The 18,888-nt window shown below is 72.0% G+C and carries 19 protein-coding genes; 12 read left to right on the plus strand and 7 right to left on the minus strand.

The window, feature by feature from the left end; genetic code table 11:
• Positions 1-189: 189 nt before the first annotated feature.
• On the minus strand, positions 190-621 hold the full coding sequence (locus tag ACFC79_RS25935) for an ATP-binding protein (RefSeq protein WP_376244312.1): 432 nt from the start codon (positions 619-621) through the stop codon (positions 190-192).
• A gap of 204 nt (positions 622-825) precedes the next feature.
• On the opposite strand from ACFC79_RS25935, the gene ACFC79_RS25940 reads away from it, so the two are divergent.
• Positions 826-1,686: a helix-turn-helix domain-containing protein gene (locus ACFC79_RS25940; protein WP_376244315.1), complete on the plus strand. Its 861-nt coding sequence runs from the start codon at positions 826-828 to the stop codon at positions 1,684-1,686.
• A 25-nt stretch (positions 1,687-1,711) separates the two neighbouring features.
• Positions 1,712-1,918, plus strand: coding sequence for a DUF397 domain-containing protein (locus tag ACFC79_RS25945; RefSeq protein WP_376244318.1), 207 nt, complete (start codon positions 1,712-1,714; stop codon positions 1,916-1,918).
• Here the strand turns inward: ACFC79_RS25945 and ACFC79_RS25950 are convergent.
• Complete coding sequence (locus tag ACFC79_RS25950) at positions 1,911-3,056, minus strand: 8-amino-7-oxononanoate synthase (RefSeq protein WP_376244320.1); 1,146 nt, start codon at positions 3,054-3,056, stop codon at positions 1,911-1,913. The two genes, ACFC79_RS25945 and ACFC79_RS25950, sit on opposite strands and share 8 nt — an antisense overlap.
• A 141-nt stretch (positions 3,057-3,197) precedes the next feature.
• On the opposite strand from ACFC79_RS25950, the gene bioB reads away from it, so the two are divergent.
• From bioB to bioD, 3 genes are read left to right on the plus strand one after another with little or no spacing between them, the layout of a single operon-like run.
• On the plus strand, positions 3,198-4,364 hold the full coding sequence (bioB, locus tag ACFC79_RS25955; protein ID WP_376244323.1) for a biotin synthase BioB: 1,167 nt from the start codon (positions 3,198-3,200) through the stop codon (positions 4,362-4,364).
• On the plus strand, positions 4,357-5,685 hold the full coding sequence (locus ACFC79_RS25960; protein ID WP_376244326.1) for an adenosylmethionine--8-amino-7-oxononanoate transaminase: 1,329 nt from the start codon (positions 4,357-4,359) through the stop codon (positions 5,683-5,685). Before bioB ends, ACFC79_RS25960 begins: the two co-directional genes overlap by 8 nt.
• A 1-nt stretch (position 5,686) precedes the next feature.
• Positions 5,687-6,370, plus strand: coding sequence for a dethiobiotin synthase (bioD, locus tag ACFC79_RS25965; protein ID WP_376244328.1), 684 nt, complete (start codon positions 5,687-5,689; stop codon positions 6,368-6,370).
• A gap of 101 nt (positions 6,371-6,471) precedes the next feature.
• On the opposite strand, the gene ACFC79_RS25970 is transcribed toward bioD, so the two are convergent.
• Together ACFC79_RS25970 and ACFC79_RS25975 are read right to left on the minus strand one after the other, a co-directional pair.
• The gene (locus ACFC79_RS25970) at positions 6,472-6,843 is read right to left on the minus strand and encodes a fic family toxin-antitoxin system, toxin component (RefSeq protein WP_376244330.1); all 372 of its coding nucleotides are present in this window, start codon (positions 6,841-6,843) and stop codon (positions 6,472-6,474) included.
• Positions 6,840-7,067 carry an antitoxin gene (locus ACFC79_RS25975; protein ID WP_376244333.1) on the minus strand — a complete coding sequence of 76 codons (228 nt, stop codon included), beginning with the start codon at positions 7,065-7,067 and terminating at the stop codon, positions 6,840-6,842. The genes ACFC79_RS25970 and ACFC79_RS25975 overlap by 4 nt, the downstream gene beginning before the upstream one ends.
• A 274-nt stretch (positions 7,068-7,341) precedes the next feature.
• Here ACFC79_RS25975 and ACFC79_RS25980 point away from each other — a divergent pair, with 274 nt between their 5' ends.
• The 5 genes from ACFC79_RS25980 to mug all read left to right on the plus strand — a co-directional run bounded on the left by ACFC79_RS25980 (position 7,342) and on the right by mug (position 12,913).
• Complete coding sequence (locus ACFC79_RS25980) at positions 7,342-8,682, plus strand: hemolysin family protein (protein WP_376244335.1); 1,341 nt, start codon at positions 7,342-7,344, stop codon at positions 8,680-8,682.
• A complete protein-coding gene (locus ACFC79_RS25985; RefSeq protein ID WP_376244338.1) occupies positions 8,679-9,698 on the plus strand; it encodes a hemolysin family protein in 1,020 nt (339 codons plus the stop codon). Before ACFC79_RS25980 ends, ACFC79_RS25985 begins: the two co-directional genes overlap by 4 nt.
• Positions 9,699-9,831: 133 nt before the next feature.
• Entirely contained in the window at positions 9,832-10,680 is an 849-nt protein-coding gene (locus tag ACFC79_RS25990) for an SGNH/GDSL hydrolase family protein (RefSeq protein ID WP_376244341.1), read from the plus strand.
• Between the two features lie 216 nt (positions 10,681-10,896).
• Positions 10,897-12,339, plus strand: a complete 1,443-nt coding sequence (gene purB / locus ACFC79_RS25995) for an adenylosuccinate lyase (RefSeq protein WP_376244343.1) — start codon at positions 10,897-10,899, stop codon at positions 12,337-12,339.
• A 19-nt stretch (positions 12,340-12,358) separates the two neighbouring features.
• Positions 12,359-12,913 (plus strand): G/U mismatch-specific DNA glycosylase, encoded by a 555-nt coding sequence (gene mug / locus ACFC79_RS26000; RefSeq protein WP_376244346.1) that lies wholly within the window; start codon positions 12,359-12,361, stop codon positions 12,911-12,913.
• 105 nt (positions 12,914-13,018) lie between these two features.
• On the opposite strand, the gene ACFC79_RS26005 is transcribed toward mug, so the two are convergent.
• Entirely contained in the window at positions 13,019-13,453 is a 435-nt protein-coding gene (locus ACFC79_RS26005; protein ID WP_376244349.1) for a hypothetical protein, read from the minus strand.
• A gap of 411 nt (positions 13,454-13,864) precedes the next feature.
• On the opposite strand from ACFC79_RS26005, the gene ACFC79_RS26010 reads away from it, so the two are divergent.
• Positions 13,865-15,022: an ROK family protein gene (locus ACFC79_RS26010; protein ID WP_376244352.1), complete on the plus strand. Its 1,158-nt coding sequence runs from the start codon at positions 13,865-13,867 to the stop codon at positions 15,020-15,022.
• A gap of 69 nt (positions 15,023-15,091) precedes the next feature.
• Here ACFC79_RS26010 and ACFC79_RS26015 read toward each other — a convergent pair whose 3' ends face one another.
• Together ACFC79_RS26015 and ACFC79_RS26020 are read right to left on the minus strand one after the other, a co-directional pair.
• Positions 15,092-15,859 carry a GntR family transcriptional regulator gene (locus tag ACFC79_RS26015; RefSeq protein ID WP_376244355.1) on the minus strand — a complete coding sequence of 256 codons (768 nt, stop codon included), beginning with the start codon at positions 15,857-15,859 and terminating at the stop codon, positions 15,092-15,094.
• 339 nt (positions 15,860-16,198) lie between these two features.
• Positions 16,199-17,101 carry an RNA polymerase sigma-70 factor gene (locus ACFC79_RS26020; protein ID WP_376244358.1) on the minus strand — a complete coding sequence of 301 codons (903 nt, stop codon included), beginning with the start codon at positions 17,099-17,101 and terminating at the stop codon, positions 16,199-16,201.
• Positions 17,102-17,301: 200 nt separating this feature from the next.
• Here ACFC79_RS26020 and ACFC79_RS26025 point away from each other — a divergent pair, with 200 nt between their 5' ends.
• Positions 17,302-18,882 (plus strand): alkaline phosphatase D family protein, encoded by a 1,581-nt coding sequence (locus ACFC79_RS26025; RefSeq protein ID WP_376244361.1) that lies wholly within the window; start codon positions 17,302-17,304, stop codon positions 18,880-18,882.
• The last annotated feature ends 6 nt before the right edge of the window (positions 18,883-18,888 follow it).

Here is an 18,888-nt window from a genome sequence, read left to right on the forward strand (position 1 = left end):
GTGGCGGGGGGGGGTGGGGGGGGTTCACAAGTTGGGGGCGCGGCGCGAATACCCCGCCCGCGGCCGCCGCCCCCGGGCGGGGGGCCGGGGGCCGGCCGGCCCCGGACCACCGGTGGTTCGCACGCCCTCGGCAACCGCTCGTCCACGGCGACACCGGCGTCCGCCCACCCGGGGCGGCCGGACGGCCGTTCACTCCCGCGCGGAGACGTCCCACGGGAGCTCGACCCGGACCGTCTTGCCGCCGTCGGCGGTCGGAGTGACGGCGAGCCGTCCGCCGCGCTCCTTCGCCAGCATCCGGATGATCACCATGCCCCTGCCGTTGTCCTGCTGCACGGCGGCCGGCAGCCGACGCGGCCGACGCGGGTGACTGTCCGTCACTCCGAGAAACAGCAGCTCCTCCCGCTCCAGCCGCAGCTCCACGGTGAAGGTGGGCGACTGGCCGAGGGTGTGCTGGACCGCGTTGGTCGCCAGCTCCGACACGATGAGCCGGAGCGCGTCGGCAAGCTCCGTGCCCGCCGCCAGGCCCCATTCGGCCAGCACCCGCGCCACGTGTTTCCGGGCGGCCGCGACCGAGACCGGCTCGCTCGGCAGGGTGATGCCCGCTTCCTGATGATCCGCCATGGCCGGCCGCCCCTCTCCCACCCGGACCGGCACACGCCCGGCCCTGGTTGCGCTTCGCGCCAGATTGCCACCGATCCGGCCATCTGTGAGGGTGATCCACCAAGATATGCATATATCTGTCGCTCGATGCGGTGAACTCTGCCGCGGGAAGCCGGATGCGCGCGCCACACTGTCCGCTCGGAACGAGAGGGAGGGAGGCCGCGCATGCAGCACGGCCCTGCGGTACGACGCCGCAAGCTCGGGGAGGAACTCCGGAGTCTGCGCCACGTGTCCGGACTGACCAGTCGGGACGCCGCACGGATGCTCGGCTGGCACCAGTCGAAGGTGAGCCGGATCGAGACCGGCGTGAGCGGGGTGCGGCCGAACGACGTGACCCGGCTGCTGGACGCGTACGGCGTGGACGACGCGCAGCTCCGGACGCTGCTGGAGACGCTGGCCGGGTCGGCGGGAGGCGGGGGCACCGGATGGTGGCACGCCTACCGCGGCCTGATTCCGCCCCAGTACCGCGACTTCATCAGCCTGGAGTCCCAGGCCCGCACCGCGCGGACGCTGGAGACCTCGGTGGTTCCGGGGCTGCTCCAGACCGCCGACTACGCGCGAGCGGTGACCCGGGCGTCACTGGGCGGGTTGCCCGCCGGTCAGCTCGACTCCCTGGTGGAGGTGCGTCTCACCCGGCAGGGGGTGCTGCGGACGGATCCGCCGCTGCGGCTGAGCGCGGTGCTGGACGAGGCGGTGCTGCGGCGCGAGGTCGGCGGGCGCCGGGTGATGAGGGAGCAGCTGCGCCACCTGACCCGGGTGGCCCAACTCCCCCATGTACAGCTCCAGTTGCTTCCGTTTTCGGTCGGCGGATACGCCGGCCTCACCGGCCCTTTCATTATCTTCTCATTTCCGAACACTTCTGATCTGGACGTGGTAGTTCTTGACCATTTGACGAGTAGTCTCTATCTGGAGCGGAAAGAAGACCTTGAGGCGTACAGCTCGGCCTTCCGCACCATGCAGTCCCACGCGCTGTCGCCGCAGCACTCGTTGGACCTCATCACCGCGATCGACCGCGACGGTCACTGACCCCCGGACCGCCGGAGGAGACGGCATGTCGGACTGCCTCACCCAGCACGAGTTGCGTTGGCGGCGCAGCAGCCGCAGCACGGGCATGAACAACTGCGTGGAGGCCGCGCCGCTCGGTGGGGGGCGGCTCGCCGTGCGGGACTCCAAGAGCGTGTCCAGACCGCCGCTGCGGTTCTCCGCGTCGGCCTGGGCCCTGTTCGTCGCCGGTCTGCGCCGGGAACCGGTCAGCTGACGGCGGGGGCGGTTCGCCGCAGGGTCTCCACCGCCGCGGCGATCTGCTCCTCCGTCAGGTCGGCCCGTGCCGTCAGCCGCAGCCGGGACACGCCGTCCGGCACCGACGGCGGCCGGAAGCAACCCACCGCGAGCCCCGCCCCGCGGCAGTCGGCCGCCCAGCGCACCGCCGCCTCCGCCGACGGGGCACGCACGGAGACCACTGCCGCGTCCGGGCGCACGGCTCTCAGGCCCACCGCGTCGAGTCGCTCGTACAGCCCGGTCGCGACCGCACGGGCCCGGTCGGCGCGCTCCGGCTCGCGGCGGAGCAGCCGCAGGGCACCGAGGGCGGCGCCCGCCGCGGCCGGGGCGAGGCCCGTGTCGAAGATGAACGTGCGGGCCGCGTTGACCAGGTGTTCGATGACCCGGGACGGACCGAGTACCGCACCGCCCTGGCTGCCCAGGGACTTGGAGAGGGTGAGCGTGGCGACGGTTCCTCCGTCGCCCGCGATTCCGGCGGCGGCGAGCGCACCCCGGCCGCCCGGGCCGAGCACGCCCAGGCCGTGCGCGTCGTCGACGAGGAGCGCGGCGCCCTGCGCCCGGCACGCCTCGGCGAGCCGGGGCAGTGGTGCGGCGTCGCCGTCGACCGAGAAGACCGAGTCGGTGACCACGAGCGCGCGTCCCCCGTGCGCACGCAGCGTCTTGCGTACGGCTCCGGGGTCCGCGTGCGGGACGACGGACGTCTCCGCCCGGGAGAGCCGACAGCCGTCGACGATCGAGGCGTGGTTGCCCGCGTCCGAGACGATCAGCGAACCGCGCCCGGCGAGCGCGGTGAGTGCGGCGAGATTGGCGGCGTAGCCCGAGGAGAAGACCAGGGCGGCCTCGAACCCGCAGAATTCCGCGAGTTCGCGTTCGAGTTCGGCGTGCAGCGTCGTGGAGCCGGTGACGAGTCGCGATCCGGTCGCGCCGCCGCCCCATCGCCGTGCGGCCCCGGCCGCCGCCCCGGTGACCTCGGGGTGCCGGGTCAGGCCCAGGTAGTCGTTGCTCGCGAGGTCCAGGAGTTCCGGCTCTGCGGGCCGGGGACGCAGCACACGGACGAGTCCGTCGGCCGCGCGGCGGCGCGCCGCGTCGTCGATCCAGTCGAACGGGGCGGAGGGCATGAGCGGTCCCTTTGTAGGCAGTTCACAGACCCTATCCGGGAGCACCGCAGGTCGCGGTGTGGCGATACCCACACCCTTCCCGGGCTCTGTTGTCCGGTTCCTCCTTGGCTACCAGGTGCGTCGTGGTCCAGGATCGACGTCATGGACCTCCTGAACACGCTGGTGGACAAGGGGCTGCGGCGCGAGCTGCCGACCCGCGAAGAAGCTCTCGCCGTGCTGGCGACCTCGGACGACGACCTGCTCGACGTGGTGGCCGCGGCCGGAAAGGTGCGCCGTCAGTGGTTCGGGCGGCGTGTGAAGCTGAACTACCTGGTCAATCTGAAGTCGGGGCTCTGTCCGGAGGACTGCTCGTACTGCTCGCAGCGGCTCGGTTCGCAGGCCGGGATCCTCAAGTACACCTGGCTGAAACCGGATGAGGCGTCGAAGGCCGCAGCGGCCGGGGTGGCGGGGGGCGCCAAGCGGGTGTGCCTGGTGGCGAGCGGCCGCGGCCCGACGGACCGCGATGTCGACCGCGTCTCGGAGACCATCGAAACCATCAAGGAGCAGAACGAGGGCGTCGAGGTGTGTGCCTGCCTCGGTCTGCTGTCCGACGGGCAGGCCGAGCGGCTGCGCTCGGCGGGCGCCGACGCGTACAACCACAACCTCAACACGTCCGAGGGGACGTACGGGACCATCACCTCCACCCACACCTACGCGGACCGGGTCGACACCGTGCGCCATGCGCAGGCCGCCGGGCTCTCCGCCTGCTCCGGGCTGATCGCCGGCATGGGCGAGAGCGACACCGATCTTGTCGACGTCGTCTTCTCGCTGCGCGAGCTGGACCCGGACTCGGTGCCGGTGAACTTCCTGATCCCGTTCGAGGGAACGCCGCTGGCCAAGGAGTGGAACCTCACGCCGCAGCGGTGCCTGCGCATCCTGGCGATGGTCCGGTTCGTCTGCCCCGACGTCGAGGTGCGGCTCGCGGGCGGGCGCGAGGTGCACCTGCGCTCGATGCAGCCCCTGGCGCTGCACCTGGTCAACTCGATCTTCCTGGGTGACTACCTCACCAGTGAGGGACAGACGGGGCAGGCGGATCTGGACATGATCACGGATGCCGGTTTCGAGGTGGAGGGTGCGGACACGACGACGCTGCCCGCCCATCGCGCGTCGTCGGAGGGCGGCTGCGGCACCTCGGACGGGGGCTGCGCGCCGTGCGGCGGCGCGCCCGGCGACGCCGTCGCCGACACCGAGGAGGCGCCTGCCGCACGTCCGGATCTGGTCGCGGTCCGACGCCGCGGAGCGGGTACGGATCTCGCCCCCAATGCCTGAGCAGCCCCCCCGCGCCGCGTCCGTTTCCCTGTCCCCCGCCGAACTGCGGTCCCTGGACCGGGCCCACGTCTGGCATCCGTACGGCCCGATGCCGGGACGCCAGGAGCCGCTGGTCGTGGAGTCCGCGTCCGGGGTACGGCTCCGGCTGGCCGAACCGGCCCACGGCCGGCACGAGCTGATCGACGGCATGTCGTCGTGGTGGTCGGCGGTGCACGGCTACAACCACCCGGTGCTCAACGAGGCGGCGCGCGGGCAGTTGGACCGGATGAGCCATGTGATGTTCGGCGGACTCACCCATGAACCGGCCGTGCGGCTGTCCGCCCGGCTGGTGGAGATCACCCCGGAGCCGCTGCGCCACGTCTTTCTCGCCGATTCGGGTTCGGTGTCGGTCGAGGTCGCGGTGAAGATGTGCCTGCAGTACTGGCGCTCGGCCGGTCGGCCCGCCAAACAGCGGCTGATGACCTGGCGCGGCGGCTACCACGGGGACACCTGGCAGCCAATGTCGGTGTGCGACCCCGAGGGCGGCATGCACGAGCTGTGGTCGGGTGTTCTGCCCCGGCAGGTCTTCGCGGACGCTCCGCCGGCCGGCTTCGACGCGGAGCCGGACGCCGGATACGTGGATCACCTGTGGGAGCTCGTCGCGAAGCACGCCGACCGGCTGGCCGCGGTGATCGTGGAGCCGGTGGTGCAGGGCGCGGGCGGGATGCGGTTCCACGCCCCGGGCTACCTGAAGGCGCTGCGCGAGGCGTGCGACGCGCACGACGTGCTGCTGGTGTTCGACGAGATCGCCACCGGATTCGGCCGCACGGGGAGGTTGTTCGCCGCCGGTCACGCGGGGGTGTCGCCGGACGTGATGTGCGTGGGCAAGGCGCTGACCGGCGGCTATCTGACGATGGCCGCGACGCTGTGCACCTCGCGGGTGGCCGAGGGCATCTCGCGGGGCGAGGTACCGGTGCTGGCGCACGGTCCGACGTTCATGGGCAATCCGCTCGCGGCCGCGGTGGCGTGCGCCTCCGTCGACCTGCTGCTGGGCGGGGACTGGGAGCGGGAGGTCGGGCGGATCGGGACCGGTCTGCGGGAGGGACTGGCCCCCGCGGCCGGGCTGCCCGGCGTCCGGGACGTGCGGACGCTCGGCGCGATCGGTGTCGTACAGCTCGATCACGAGGTGGACATGGCGGCCGCGACGCGTGCGGCGGTGCGGGAAGGGGTGTGGCTGCGGCCGTTCCGCGATCTCGTCTACACCATGCCGCCTTATGTGACCGGGGACGACGACGTGGCGCGGATCTGCCGTGCCGTGTGCGCCGCGGCGCGGGAGGGCTGAGATGACGATTCTGGTGGTGACGGGCACGGACACGGAGGTCGGCAAGACCGTCGTGACCGCTGCCGTGGCGGCGGCGTGGCGGGACCGGAGGGTCGCGGTGCTCAAGCCCGCCCAGACGGGCCTGGCCCCCGGTGAGCCGGGGGACGCGGCGGAGGTGGCCCGGCTGGCGGGCGGCCATGTGACGGCAGTGGAACTTGCCCGGTTCCCCGAGCCGTTGGCACCGGCGACGGCCGCCCGCCGGGCCGGTCTGCCGCCGGTGCGGCCGCACGAGATCGCCGAGACCGCCGAGAAGCTGGCGGCCGAACACGATGTGGTGCTGGTCGAGGGCGCGGGCGGGCTGCTGGTGCGGTTCGACGACGGGGGTTCGACCCTCGCCGACGCGGCCCGGCTGCTGGCGGCGCCCGTTCTGGTCGTGGCGAGGGCCGGGCTGGGCACCCTCAACGCCACCGCGCTCACCACCGAGGCCCTGCGGGCCCGGCAGCTGGACTGCCTCGGTGCGGTGGTGGGCAGCATGCCCGCCGAGCCGGATCTCGCGGCGCGCTGCAATCTCGCGGACCTGCCGGAGGTGGCGGGGGTCCCGCTGCTGGGTGCGGTACCGGCGGGCGCGGGGTCGCTGAAGCCCGCCGATTTCCGTACGGCGTCGAGGAGTTGGCTGGCGACGGAACTGGGCGGTGACCTCGGATGAGCGACGTGGGGCTCCCGCCCCGGCCCGACCGGTGAGGGGCGGACACACCCCTCACCGCGCGGTGCGCACCCCGCGCCGGGACTCGCGCACCGGGCGGGCCCTCAGAGGCTCCACTGGCGCAGCTCGTCGGCGATGGTCCGGACGTCCGCCTTGTCCTGCTTCACCAGTCGGGCGAGGTCGCGCACCTGCTCCGGGGAGGTGACGACCCTCAGCCCGGACGCGACGAGATAGCCGTACGCGACGGCGGAGGAGAACATCGCATTGGAGTGTTCGAGTGCGGGAACGTGCAGGAGCTGTTGCAGCAGGGCCGCGGCCCTGGTGTGCGGGTCGCTGTAGACGGGGCTGCCGAAGATCTCGGCCTCGTGGCGGGCCACCGCGGCCACGAGCGCACCCCAGTCGGCGACCTGCGGATCGCCGGGTGTCTTGTGCTCGGCCACCATGAGCAGCCAGGCGAGGTCGATCCGAAGGTTCAACGCGTGCCTCTGCGCTCCGTGCCGAACTCCTCGGCGAACACCGACTCGTACTGCTTCATGAAGTCGGCCGCGGCTTCGACGAATGTATGTCCCACCTGCCCGGCGTCCTGCTTCACGAGCTCTTCTATGTAGCGGTTCACGCTCATCCCCCTCTGCAGCGCACGTCGGCGCGCGGCTTCGGCGGTGGCCTCGTCGACTCTCACGTTCAGCTGTGTCTTGGGCACGAGCAACACGCTAGCGTCGATGCGCTAGCACCGGCAAGAGGAGGCCCCCGGCGCCCCGCGAGGGCCGGGCGCCCGCACCCCCGGCCCTCGCGGGGCGCAGACGATTACCCGCAGAAGCTACCGACTTTGCCGATCCTTTACCATGGAGTCTCCCGACCGATCCTCCGGCCGAAAGGTGTGAGCGTCCGCCCATGGGCGAGCCCCCCAGTAGCAGACATGACCGATATCGGGCGACCCACCCGTCCCTGCCCGATCCTGGGACGGAGGTGAACCGATGACCGAAGTGCTCCTGCTGCTCGTCGCGGTACTGCTCTCGCTCGCGTGCGGCGCCTTCGTCGCCGCCGAGTTCTCGTTGACGACGGTCGAGCGCGGCCAGCTCGAACGTGCGGTCGAGCGCGGCGAGCGCGGTGCGGCGAGCGCCATGAAAGCCGTGCGCAGTCTCACCTTCCAGCTGTCCGGTGCACAGCTCGGCATCACGGTCACCAACCTGGTGGTCGGCATGCTCTCCGAGCCGTCCATCGCGAAGCTGATCCGCGGGCCGGTGGAGGCCGTGGGCCTGCCCCCGAGCGTGGCGTCGTCCGTGGCCCTCGTCCTGGGAACCGCGCTGTCCACGGTGTTCCTGATGGTCGTCGGCGAGCTCGTCCCGAAGAACTGGGCGATCTCCTCGCCGCTGTCGATGGCCAAGGCCGTGGCGACCCCGCAGCGGGCCTTCACCGCCGTGTTCCGGCCGTTCATCAGCCACCTCAACAACACCGCGAACCGCATCGTGCGCCGCTTCGGCCTGGAGCCCGCCGAGGAGCTGGCCTCCGCCCGCGGCCCGCAGGAGCTGGTGGCACTGGCCCGGCACTCCGCGAAGGAGGGCGCCCTGGAGGCGGACACCGCCGAGCTGTTCGTCCGCACCCTCAACCTCGCGGAACTCACGGCGGAGAACGTCATGACGCCACGCGTGCAGGTCACGGCACTCGACGTGCAGGCCACCGCCGAGGACGTCGCGAACGCCACCCGCGCGACCGGGCTGTCCCGGTTCCCCGTCTACCGGGGGAGCCTCGACACCGTCGTCGGTGTGGCCCACATCAAGGACGTCCTGGCCGTCCCCGCCGAACAACGGCCCCGTACGCGCGTCGCGCAGATGCTGCGCGAGCCGCTGCTCGTACCGGAGACCCTCACGGTGGACCGGCTCCTGGACCGGTTGTCGGGCAAGCTCGCGATGGCCGTCGTGATCGACGAGTACGGCGGCACGGCCGGCGTGGTGACCCTGGAGGACATCGTCGAGGAGGTCGTCGGCGAAGTGCGCGACGAGCACGACCCGCACGAGACCCCGGACCTGGCACCGGCCGGTGAGGACGCCGACGGACGGACCCTCTGGTCCGCCGACGGCGCCGCCCGCCTCGACCAGCTGAAGAGGATCGGGCTGCGCGTTCCGGACGGGCCGTACGAGACGCTCGCCGGGCTGATCGCCACCGAGGTCGGGCGCATTCCGGTCGTGGGCGACTCGGTCGAGCTGGCCGGCTGGCGGCTCCACGTCGTGGACGCCTCCGGGCGCCGCGCCGCACGGGCCCTGCTGCACGCGCCCCTGCCGGGCGAGGACGACGAACGGACGGAGGACGCACGTTGACCGCCGTCCAGCTTTTCATCGGACTGATGACCCTGGTCGTCAACGCCTTCTTCGTCGGCGCGGAATTCGCCCTGATCTCCGTGCGCCGCAGTCAGATCGAACCGGAGGCCGAGTCCGGCGACCGGCGTGCCCGAAGCGTCATCTGGGGCCTGGAACACGTATCGGCGCTGCTCGCCGCGGCGCAGCTGGGCATCACGCTCTGCACCCTGGTCCTCGGCGTCGTCGCCGAACCGGCCATCGCGCATCTGCTGGAGCCCGTCTTCGACTCGGTGGGTGTGCCCCACGGACTGATCCACCCGATCTCGTTCGTGATCGCGCTGTCCGTCGCGACGTATCTGCACATGTTGCTCGGCGAGATGGTGCCGAAGAACATCGCCCTGGCCGAGCCCGTACGGGCGGCCCTGCTGCTCGGGCCCCCGCTGGTGGCCCTCGCCCGGGCCCTGCGACCGGTGATCTTCACCGTCAACGCCTTCGCCAACGGCCTGCTGCGACTCATGCGGGTCGAGGCGAAGGACGAAGTGGCGGCCACGTTCTCCGACGACGAACTGGCCCGGCTGGTGAAGGATGCCGGGGATGCCGGGCTCGTCGACGACCGGGCGGCCGAGCGACTGCGCCACGCGCTGGAACTGGGCCGCCGCCCGGTGCGGGACGTGGCCCTGCCGGTGGACCGGGTGACGTACACCCGGATCGGGACGACGCCGGAGCAGTTGGAACAGCTGTCGTACGAGACGGGCTTCTCGCGCTTTCCGGTGATGGACAGCGAGGGGCGGATCCTGGGCTACCTCCATGTGAAGGACGCCCTGGACGCCAGTCCGCGCGACCTTCCGTTCCCCGTGACCGCGATGCGACCGATCGCCCGCGTACGGGCCGTCACACCGCTCGACGACGTCCTCACCGCGCTGAGGCGCAGCCGCACGCACCTGGCGGCGGTGCTCGACGAGGACGGCCGGCTGGCGGGCATGGTCACGATGGAGGACGTGCTGCGCGAACTCGTGGGACGGGCACAGACACAGTGAGACGGACGACGCCGGGCCGCGGGAACCGACCGCGTCCCGGCCCCGGGGGCGCCGGGACGGGGCAGGAGAGCTCCGGGGAAGCCGCGGTCGTCCGGGAAGGGCCGGGTCCGCCTCACGATACGATCGCCCGGCCATGGAAACGAATGCCTCTTACACCAGTCTGGTCGCGGTCGGCGACTCGTTCACCGAGGGCATGTCGGACCTGCTTCCCGACGGTTCCTACCGGGGCTGGGCCGATGTTCTCGCCGGTCGGCTGGCGTCCCGTACTCCGGGCTTCCGGTACGCGAACCTGGCGGTGCGGGGCAAGCTGATCGGCCAGATCGTGGAGGAACAGGTCGACGCGGCGGTCGCGATGCGTGCGGATGTCGTGACGCTCGTCGGCGGTCTCAACGACGCCCTGCGGCCCTCGTGCGACATGGGCATGGTCCGCGCCCGGCTCGAAGAGGCGGTGGAACGTCTCGCCCCCTCGTGCGGGAAGCTCGTACTGATGCGCAGCCCCGGCCGCAACGGTCCGGTGATGGAACGTTTCCGTCCACGCATGGAGGAGCTGTTCTCCCTGGTGGACGAGTTGGCGGCACGCCACGATGCGGCGGTCGTCGATCTGTACGGGGCACCGGCTCTGGGGGATCCCCGCCTGTGGGACGTCGACCGGCTGCACCTGACGGCCGACGGGCATCGTCGGGTCGCGGAGGCGGTCTGGCAGACGCTGGGCCTGCCCCCGAAGAGCGACTGGCGGGCATCGCTGCCGAGCGCCGTTCCGCCGAACTGGGCGGTGCGACGTGTCGCCGATCTCCGGTTCGCCCGCCGACACCTCCTGCCGTGGATCGGCCGTCGGCTGACCGGCCGATCCTCCGGGGACGGACGTACGGGCGCCCAGTACAGCGCCGAACGGGGACAGGCGTTCTGGGTCACCCCCGTCGACGCCCACGACCCCGGCCCGGTGGCGACGTGGCGCCGGGTGGACCCGCCCGCGCACCCGTAGCGCCCCCATGGGCCCGGCCGCGGTGCCGCTCCCCCGGCCGGAAAAGGTCTCGGTCCGGGGCCCCGGTGATGCCCGGACCACCGGCCCGGGGCCGCTCCGCATCGCGCATGTCTCGCATGCCGGGCCCGAGACGGTGGCCCAGGGGCCTCTGACCTGGGCCTCCGGACCTCGTGGACGCTCACGGGCCGCCGAGAACGGCAGGTAAACTCTGGCCACGTGACTGCTGTGTCTGCGAAGCCTCGCATCCCCAATGTCCTGGCCGGCCGCTACGCCTCCACGGAGCTGGCCGTCCTCTGGTCCCCCGAACAGAAGGTGAAGCTGGAGCGCCGGCTGTGGCTGGCGGTGCTGCGTGCGCAGAAGGACCTCGGGATCGACGTTCCGGACGCCGCCCTCGCCGACTACGAACGCGTCCTCGACCAGGTCGACCTGGCCTCGATCGCCGAGCGCGAGAAGGTCACCCGCCACGACGTCAAGGCCCGGATCGAGGAGTTCAACGCCCTCGCCGGCCATGAGCAGGTCCACAAGGGCATGACCTCCCGGGACCTCACCGAGAACGTCGAGCAGCTCCAGATCCGGCTCTCCCTGGAGCTCATGCGCGACCGCACGGTGGCGGTGCTGGCCCGCCTGGGCAAGCTGGCGGCCGAGTACCGCGAGCTGGTCATGGCCGGCCGCTCCCACAACGTCGCCGCGCAGGCGACCACGCTCGGCAAGCGGTTCGCGACCGCCGCCGACGAGCTCCTGGTGGCCTACGGGCGGCTCGAGGACCTGCTGGGCCGCTACCCGCTGCGCGGCATCAAGGGCCCGGTGGGCACGGCGCAGGACATGCTCGACCTGCTGGGCGGCGACTCCGCGAACCTCGCCGACCTCGAACGACGCATCGCCGCGCACCTCGGCTTCGGGCACGCCTTCACCTCCGTCGGCCAGGTCTACCCGCGCTCCCTCGACTACGACGTGGTGACGGCGCTCGTCCAGCTGGCCGCCGCACCCTCGTCCCTCGCCAAGACCATCCGCCTCATGGCCGGGCACGAACTGGTCACCGAGGGCTTCAAGCCGGGCCAGGTCGGCTCGTCCGCGATGCCGCACAAGATGAACACCCGGTCCTGCGAGCGCGTCAACGGCCTGACGGTGATCCTTCGGGGCTACGCGTCGATGACCGGCGAACTGGCGGGCGACCAGTGGAACGAGGGCGACGTCTCGTGCTCGGTGGTCCGCCGGGTGGCACTGCCGGACGCGTTCTTCGCGTTCGACGGCCTGCTGGAGACCTTCCTGACGGTGCTCGACGAGTTCGGGGCGTTCCCGGCCGTCGTCGCCCGCGAACTCGACCGCTACCTGCCGTTCCTGGCCACCACCAAGGTCCTGATGGGCGCGGTCCGTGCCGGTGTCGGCCGTGAGGTCGCCCACGAGGCCATCAAGGAGAACGCCGTCGCCTCGGCCCTGGCCATGCGCGAACAGGGCGCCGAGCGCAACGAACTGCTCGACAAGCTGGCCGCCGACGACCGCATCCCGCTCGACCGGTCGCAGCTGGACGCGCTGATGGCCGACAAGCTCTCTTTCACGGGGGCGGCGGGCGATCAGGTCACCGCCGTGGTCTCCCGTATCGAGGAGATCGTCAAGCAGCACCCCGAGGCGGCCGGGTACACGCCGGGCTCCATCCTCTGACGGCCGACCGTCGCCGCCGATGACGCCCGAGGAACTCGGGGCCGCCCGCGACCGCATCGTTCCCGATGTGATCGCGGGCGGTCTGCGCGTGCTGTTCTGCGGAATCAACCCGAGCCTGACGACCGGGGCGACCGGACACCACTTCGCGCACCCCGGCAACCGTTTCTGGCCCGTCCTGCACCAGTCGGGATTCACGCCCAGGCAACTGAGGCCGGCGGAGCAGGCCGAGCTGCTGCGCCACGGCCTGGGCATCACCAACGTGGTGGCCCGGGCCACCGCTCGGGCGGACGAGCTGTCCGCCGAGGAGTTCCGCGAGGGCGGCGGCGCACTGGCGGCCAAGGCCGAGCTGTGGCAACCGCAGTGGCTGGCGGTTGTGGGGATCACCGCCTACCGCACGGCGTTCGGGAGACGAACTGCCCGGATCGGGCCACAGGACCACACGGTCGGCGGTGCCCGGGTCTGGGCTCTTCCCAACCCCAGCGGTCTCAACGCCCACTGGACGGTTCGGACGATGGCGGAGGAGTTCGCCCGGCTCCGCTCAGCCGTCGAGCAGGACATCGACGTCACCGGCTGAGGAGTCGGGTGCCCTCCGGCGAGGGGCAGACCGGAGCGGACGGCCCCGGAGCACGGACGCGACGCGCGGTCCACGGCGCCCCGCCACAGCGCGTCGACCGTCACCTCACGGCGGATCGATCTCCGTCACCACGACGCTCAGCTCGCAACCCGGCCCCTCCTCCGCCGCGCAGAGGCCCAGGGCGATCCACCGGCCCCCGATCCGCCAGAGCCGGAGGAACTCACAACCCTCGACCGTCCCTGCCCATGCCTCCGAGATCTCCTCACCGGCCGTCATGCGCTCCTGCGCACTCCACAGGCTGATCATCTGCGGCTCGCCCCAGCGGCTCGAAAGCAGCGTGAGCAACGCGTCGTGCTCCGCGAGGCACTGGGCACGGTGTTCCAGCCGTGCTGCCTCGTCGTCCCGGTGGTCGATGTCCGCGTACAGGAACGCCGTGTGATAGCCGGGGCCGCTGACTCCCGCGTCCGACAGGATGCGCTCCGCAGGGAATGCCCGGGTGCGCATCCCGTCGATGAGACGGAGGTGGTGTGCCGTGGTCATGCCGTCAGTAAACCGTCCAGCACTGACAATCCGCCTCGGCTCCCGCGATGTGAGGGTCGTTCAGTTGCCGTGGTTCCCGCTGCGGAACGCGGTCGGTGCACACCTCGGCATCACGTGCGGCAGCACGCCGACGTGACCGCGGCGCAAGGGGCTGTCCCCCGGACGGGAGCCGGAGCCGGTGACGAGGAACACCGACGTCGGTCATGTCCTCCAACCCGGCGGCGGGAGAAGGGCCTTCGCCTCCGCCACGGGCGGGGGTCGCACGCCGGCGGGGAGCACGGCGTGCGACTGCGGGTTCCCGCCCCGGCCGACCGCCGCCGTCCCCGCGCTCCCCGTCCGGCCTCCGGTCGCCCCGCGTCCGGCCAGCGAGTACCATCCGCCTGACATGCGCACGAGCTGGGAGGAAACACCGTGGGGCAGCTGACCGGTGGTGATCCGTCGCTGTTGCGACGGATCAATTCCGCAGTGGTACTGCATGCACTCAGGGGCGCCGGCTCTCCCACCCTCACGGACCTGACCCGGATCACGGGTCTGTCCCGACCGACGGTCGAGGGCGTCATGGAGGGGCTCTTCGAGGCCGGCCTGGTCGTCGAGGCGGAACCCGACAACGGCGCGACCCGCCGTCAGGGGCGCCCGGCCCGCCGCTTCAGGTTCCGTGCCGAGGCGGGGTATCTGCTCGGCATCGAGATCGGTCCGCATCGGGTTTCCGCCCTGCTCTCCGGGCTGGACGGCCGGGTCATCGGGGCCGGCTCGCGTGCGGTGTCGGAGACGGCCTGCGCAGACGACCGGCTCGACAGGGTCCGGGCCATGGTGGCCGATGTGCTGCGGCGGACGGGCGTGGCCCGGAGCAGTCTGCGCGCCGTCGGGGTCGGCAGCCCCGGCATCGTGGAGGCCGACGGAACCGTGCGGCTGGGTACCGCGTTGCCGGACTGGACGGGGCTGGCACTGGGTGAGCGGCTGAGGCGTTCGTTCCGTTGCCCCGTTCTCGTGGAGAACGACGCCAATGCCGCGGCGGTGGCGGAGCACTGGAAGGGGGCGGCCACCGAATCCGACGACGTCGTGTTCGTCCTGGCCGGTCTGAGTCCGGGTGCCGGTTCGTTGATCGGAGGGCGGCTCCATCGCGGTTACGGCGGTGCGGCGGGCGAGATCGGCGCGCTGCACCTGCTGGGGCGCGAGGCCACGCCGGAGAAGCTCCTCTCGACGACGGACACACCGTTGGATCCGTTGGACGAGGCCGCGGTCGCCGCGGTGTTCGCGGAGGCCCGGCACGGCGATGCGCGGGCGCAGGCGGCGGTCGAGCGGTTCATCCAGCGTCTGGTGCACGATGTCGCGGCGCTGGTGCTGGCGCTGGACCCGGAGCTCGTGGTGATCGGCGGCTGGGCCGCGGGGCTGGACGGTGTGCTGGATCCGCTCCGCCACGAGCTGGCCCGCTACTGCCTCCGGCCGCCGCGCGTGACGCTGTCGCTGCTCGGCGAGGCCGCGGTGGCCACGGGCGCCCTGCGACTGGCTCTCGACCATGTCGAGGAGCAGCTCTTCGCGGTGGAGGGAACGGCGACGGCCCGTCGCTGAGGGCGACGGGCCGTTCACACGGGCTCCGGGGCGGGCGGGGCGAACGCTTGCGCCGCGCCCCGGCCGTGTTCAGGATGCCTGTCGCCGCTGGCCGTGGTGGCTGATCTCCAGGTCGCCCGAGTCGCCGAAGGTGAGCCGGCAGGTGTCGGCCCGGTAGGTGGCGACGGAGAGCGCCGCGATACCGCCCGCGACCAGGTAGCGGGTGGTGACGACGAGAACGGGGGCGCCGGGGAGCCGATCGAGTTCCTTGGCGTCGTCCGCGCGTGCCGAGCCGAGCTCCACCGATCGGTCCTGACCGTCGAGCCCGAGGCGATGCAGTTCACGCAGGACGCCACGGGCGCGGGCGGGGCCCGCGGACGCGTCGATCGCGGAGAGCTCGGGCACGGAGGACGACGGGACGTACAGCAACTCCGCAGCCACCGCCTGCCCCTGCGCGACACGGGTCCGGCGGACGATGTGCACCGCTTCGTCGGCGTCCACGCCCAGCGCGGTTGCCACGGATGCGGGGGCGGTCCCGGTGGTGCAGCCCACGGGCTGCCACGTCTCGCCGTCGCCGCTTCCCGCCCAGTCCCCCTGTGCCGTGGAGACCGCGACCCCGAGGCGCGGCGGCGCGACGGTGGTTCCCACGCCCCGGCGGCGTTGCAGCCTGCCTTCCAGTTCGAGCTGCTCCAGGGCCTGCCGGAGCGTGGCCCGAGCGACTCCGAACCGGGCGGCGAGCTCACGCTCGTTGGGCAGGATCTCGCCCACCGCGAACTCCGAGTCGAGTGCCTGACTGAGCACGGTCTTGAGGTGCCAGTACTTCGGCTCCTGCACCGATTCCAGCTGCGTGGTCCCCACCCTGTCCTCCGCATTCGCCCCAGCGGCTATTCCGCGACGTTCTTTATTAAAGGTTCCTGACTTAACGGTCAGACGATAAGACGGGACACCACCTTGGTCAAGACCAATCCTCCATCGGTGACGGAGCGAAATCGCCTCCTGCCGCAGAGCGTTCACAGGACGTTCGTGGTGCCGTGAGCCGTTCGCAGCAGAAGGGCCCCGCTGCCGGACGGCGGCGGGGCCCTGCGTGGGGTCGGGGACGGGGACGGCAAGAATCGGTGACGGGGCGGGCACGGCACGGGCGCACCAGCGGCGGCGACGGCCGCCGGGCGGGGCGCGCCGCCGAATCACCGGATCCGGCTACTCGCCGACAAGACCTGCGAGATCGACGAGACCGACGAGCTTGTCCGGGTTGCGCACGATGTACACGCGCTGGATGCGTCCCTCCGCGATGTCCACCTGGATGACGGAGTCCGGCTTGCCGCCCGACAGCACGAGCACGGCCGGGCCGCCGTTGAGTTCCACGCCCCGGACGTCGGCGTCCGGGATGTTGTCGTGGGCGACGGCGAACAGGAAGCGGCCGACCTTGTCGGCCCCCTCGATGACACGCAGCGGCGCCTTCGCCTTCCCACCGCTGTCGCCGACGAGCCGCACGTCGGGGGCGAGCATCTCCAGCAGATCCGCCATGTCACCGCCCGCCGCTGCCGCGAGGAACCGGTCCGTGAGGTCGCGCCGCTGGACCGGATCGACGTCGAAGCGCGTCCTTCCCTCCTCGACGTGGCGCCGCGCACGGCCCGCGAGCTGGCGCACGGCGGCCTCGGACCGGTCGAGGGTCGCGGCGATCTCCGCGTACGGGAAACCGAACGCCTCGCGCAGGACGAAGACCGCCCGTTCCAGTGGTGACAACGACTCCAGCACGACGAGGACGGCGACCGACACCGTATCGGCGAGTACGGCCCGCTCCGCCGTGTCGGGCACGGCCGGACCGAAGTCGGTGACCAGGGGTTCCGGCAACCAGGGCCCGACGTACGCCTCGCGCTGCGACCGCACCTGCCGCAACCGGTCGAGGGCCAGGCGCGTGGTGACCCTCACCAGGTAGGCGCGCGGCTCCCGCACGTCCTCGCGCGACGCGGAGGACCAACGCAGCCATGCCTCCTGCACCACGTCCTCGGCGTCGACGATCCGGCCCAGCATGCGGTAGGCGACCCCGGTGAGCACGGAACGGTGACTCTCGAAGACATCGGCGGCGGTATCGGCTGTCACCCGCCCATCCCAGCCGACGCACCGCCCCGTGTCCAGCGGCTCCCGCCCGGACGTCCCGGGTCCGGACCGGGCGGCGGGGCACCGGGCCGAACCGGGTGTTCATCTCCGGTTGGTGTGCGCGCCGTCGAGGGGCACGAGGGTGGGGGCGGCCGACCCGGTCGTGCCCCTCGTCCGCCGACGCACTGCCTCTGGAGACACCGATGCCCCACCGCGCCCGCATTCCGTCCCTCGACCGTCGCGGTGTGCTGCGTGGCTCCCTCGCCGCGTCGGCCGCGCTCTCGCTGCCGCTCGCGGGTGCCGCGGCGCCCGCCTTCGCGCTCTCCGGCCGGCCCCGCGCCGCATGGGGCGTGCAGGTGGGCGACGTCACGGCCTCGTCGGCGCTGGTCTGGGTCCGCTCGGACCGTCCGGCCAGGATGATCGTGGAGACGTCGGCCACCGAGTCCTTCCGCCGGGCCCGGACCTGGCACGGCCCGTTGGTCGGTCCCGCCACCGACTTCACCGGGACCACGGCGCTGTACCGGCTGCCGCCGGGCGAGCAGGTGCACTACCGGGTGACGCTGGCCGACGCCGCGGACCCCCGCCGCACCGGCGAGCCGGTGCGCGGGACGTTCCGGACCGCCCCCGCCCGGCGGCGGGACGGCGTGCGTTTCCTGTGGTCCGGCGACATCGCGGGCCAGGGCTGGGGCATCAATCCGGACATCGGCGGCTACGCGGTGTACGAGGAGATGCGTCGTCTGGACCCGGACTTCTTCCTGTGCAGCGGCGACAACATCTACGCGGACGGGGTGATCGAACCCAGCGTGACGCTGCCCGACGGACGGGTCTGGCGCAATGTCACCACCGAGGAGAAGTCGAAGGTCGCGGAGACCCTGGCCGAGTTCCGCGGCAACTTCCGGTACAACCTCCTCGATGCCAATCTCCGCCGGTTCAACGCGCAGGTGCCCTCGATCGTCCAGTGGGACGACCACGAGGTGCGCAACAACTGGTACCCCGGGCAGATCCTCGACGACTCCCGCTACACGGAGAAGGACGTCGACGTGCTGGCGTCCCGTTCGGTGCGGGCGTTTCGCGAATACTTCCCGGTGTCCACCCTGCACGGCTCCTCCGGCGGGGGCCGGATGCACCGCGTGGTGCGTCACGGGCCGCTGCTCGACGTCTTCGTCCTGGACATGCGCTCCTTCCGCAACGCCAACTCCCCGGGCCGGCAGGCCGACGACACGACCGGCATCCTCGGTGCCGAGCAACTCCGCTGGCTCACACGCGAACTGTCGCGGTCCCGCGCGGTGTGGAAGGTGATCGCCGCCGACATGCCGCTGGGTCTGGTGGTCACCGACGGAGCCACCGACTTCGAGGCGGTGGCCCAGGGCGACCCCGGGGCACCGTTGGGACGGGAGCTCCAGATCGCGGAGTTGCTCCGGTACATCAAGCACCGGCGGATCACCGGCACGGTCTGGCTGACGGCCGACGTGCACTACACGTCGGCCCAGCACTACGAGCCCGAACGGGCGGCCTTCAAGGACTTCGCACCGTTCTGGGAGTTCGTGTCGGGACCGCTGGCAGCCGGTCAGTTCCCGGCCAGTGCGCTCGACGCGACGTTCGGTCCCGACCAGGTCTTCGTGCGGGCGCCCGAGCGGGCGAACGTCTCGCCGATGGAGTCGCCGCAGTACTTCGGCGAGGTCGACATCGACGGCGGCAGCGGCGAGATGACCGTGCGGTTGCGTGCCCAGGGCGGCTCGGTGCTGTACAGCAAGGTGCTTCACCCGGGACACGTGGGGCAGTGAACCGGC

Origin of the sequence: Streptomyces sp. NPDC056061, from assembly GCF_042266885.1 — a bacterium.
Taxonomy (GTDB): Bacteria; Actinomycetota; Actinomycetes; order Streptomycetales; family Streptomycetaceae; genus Streptomyces.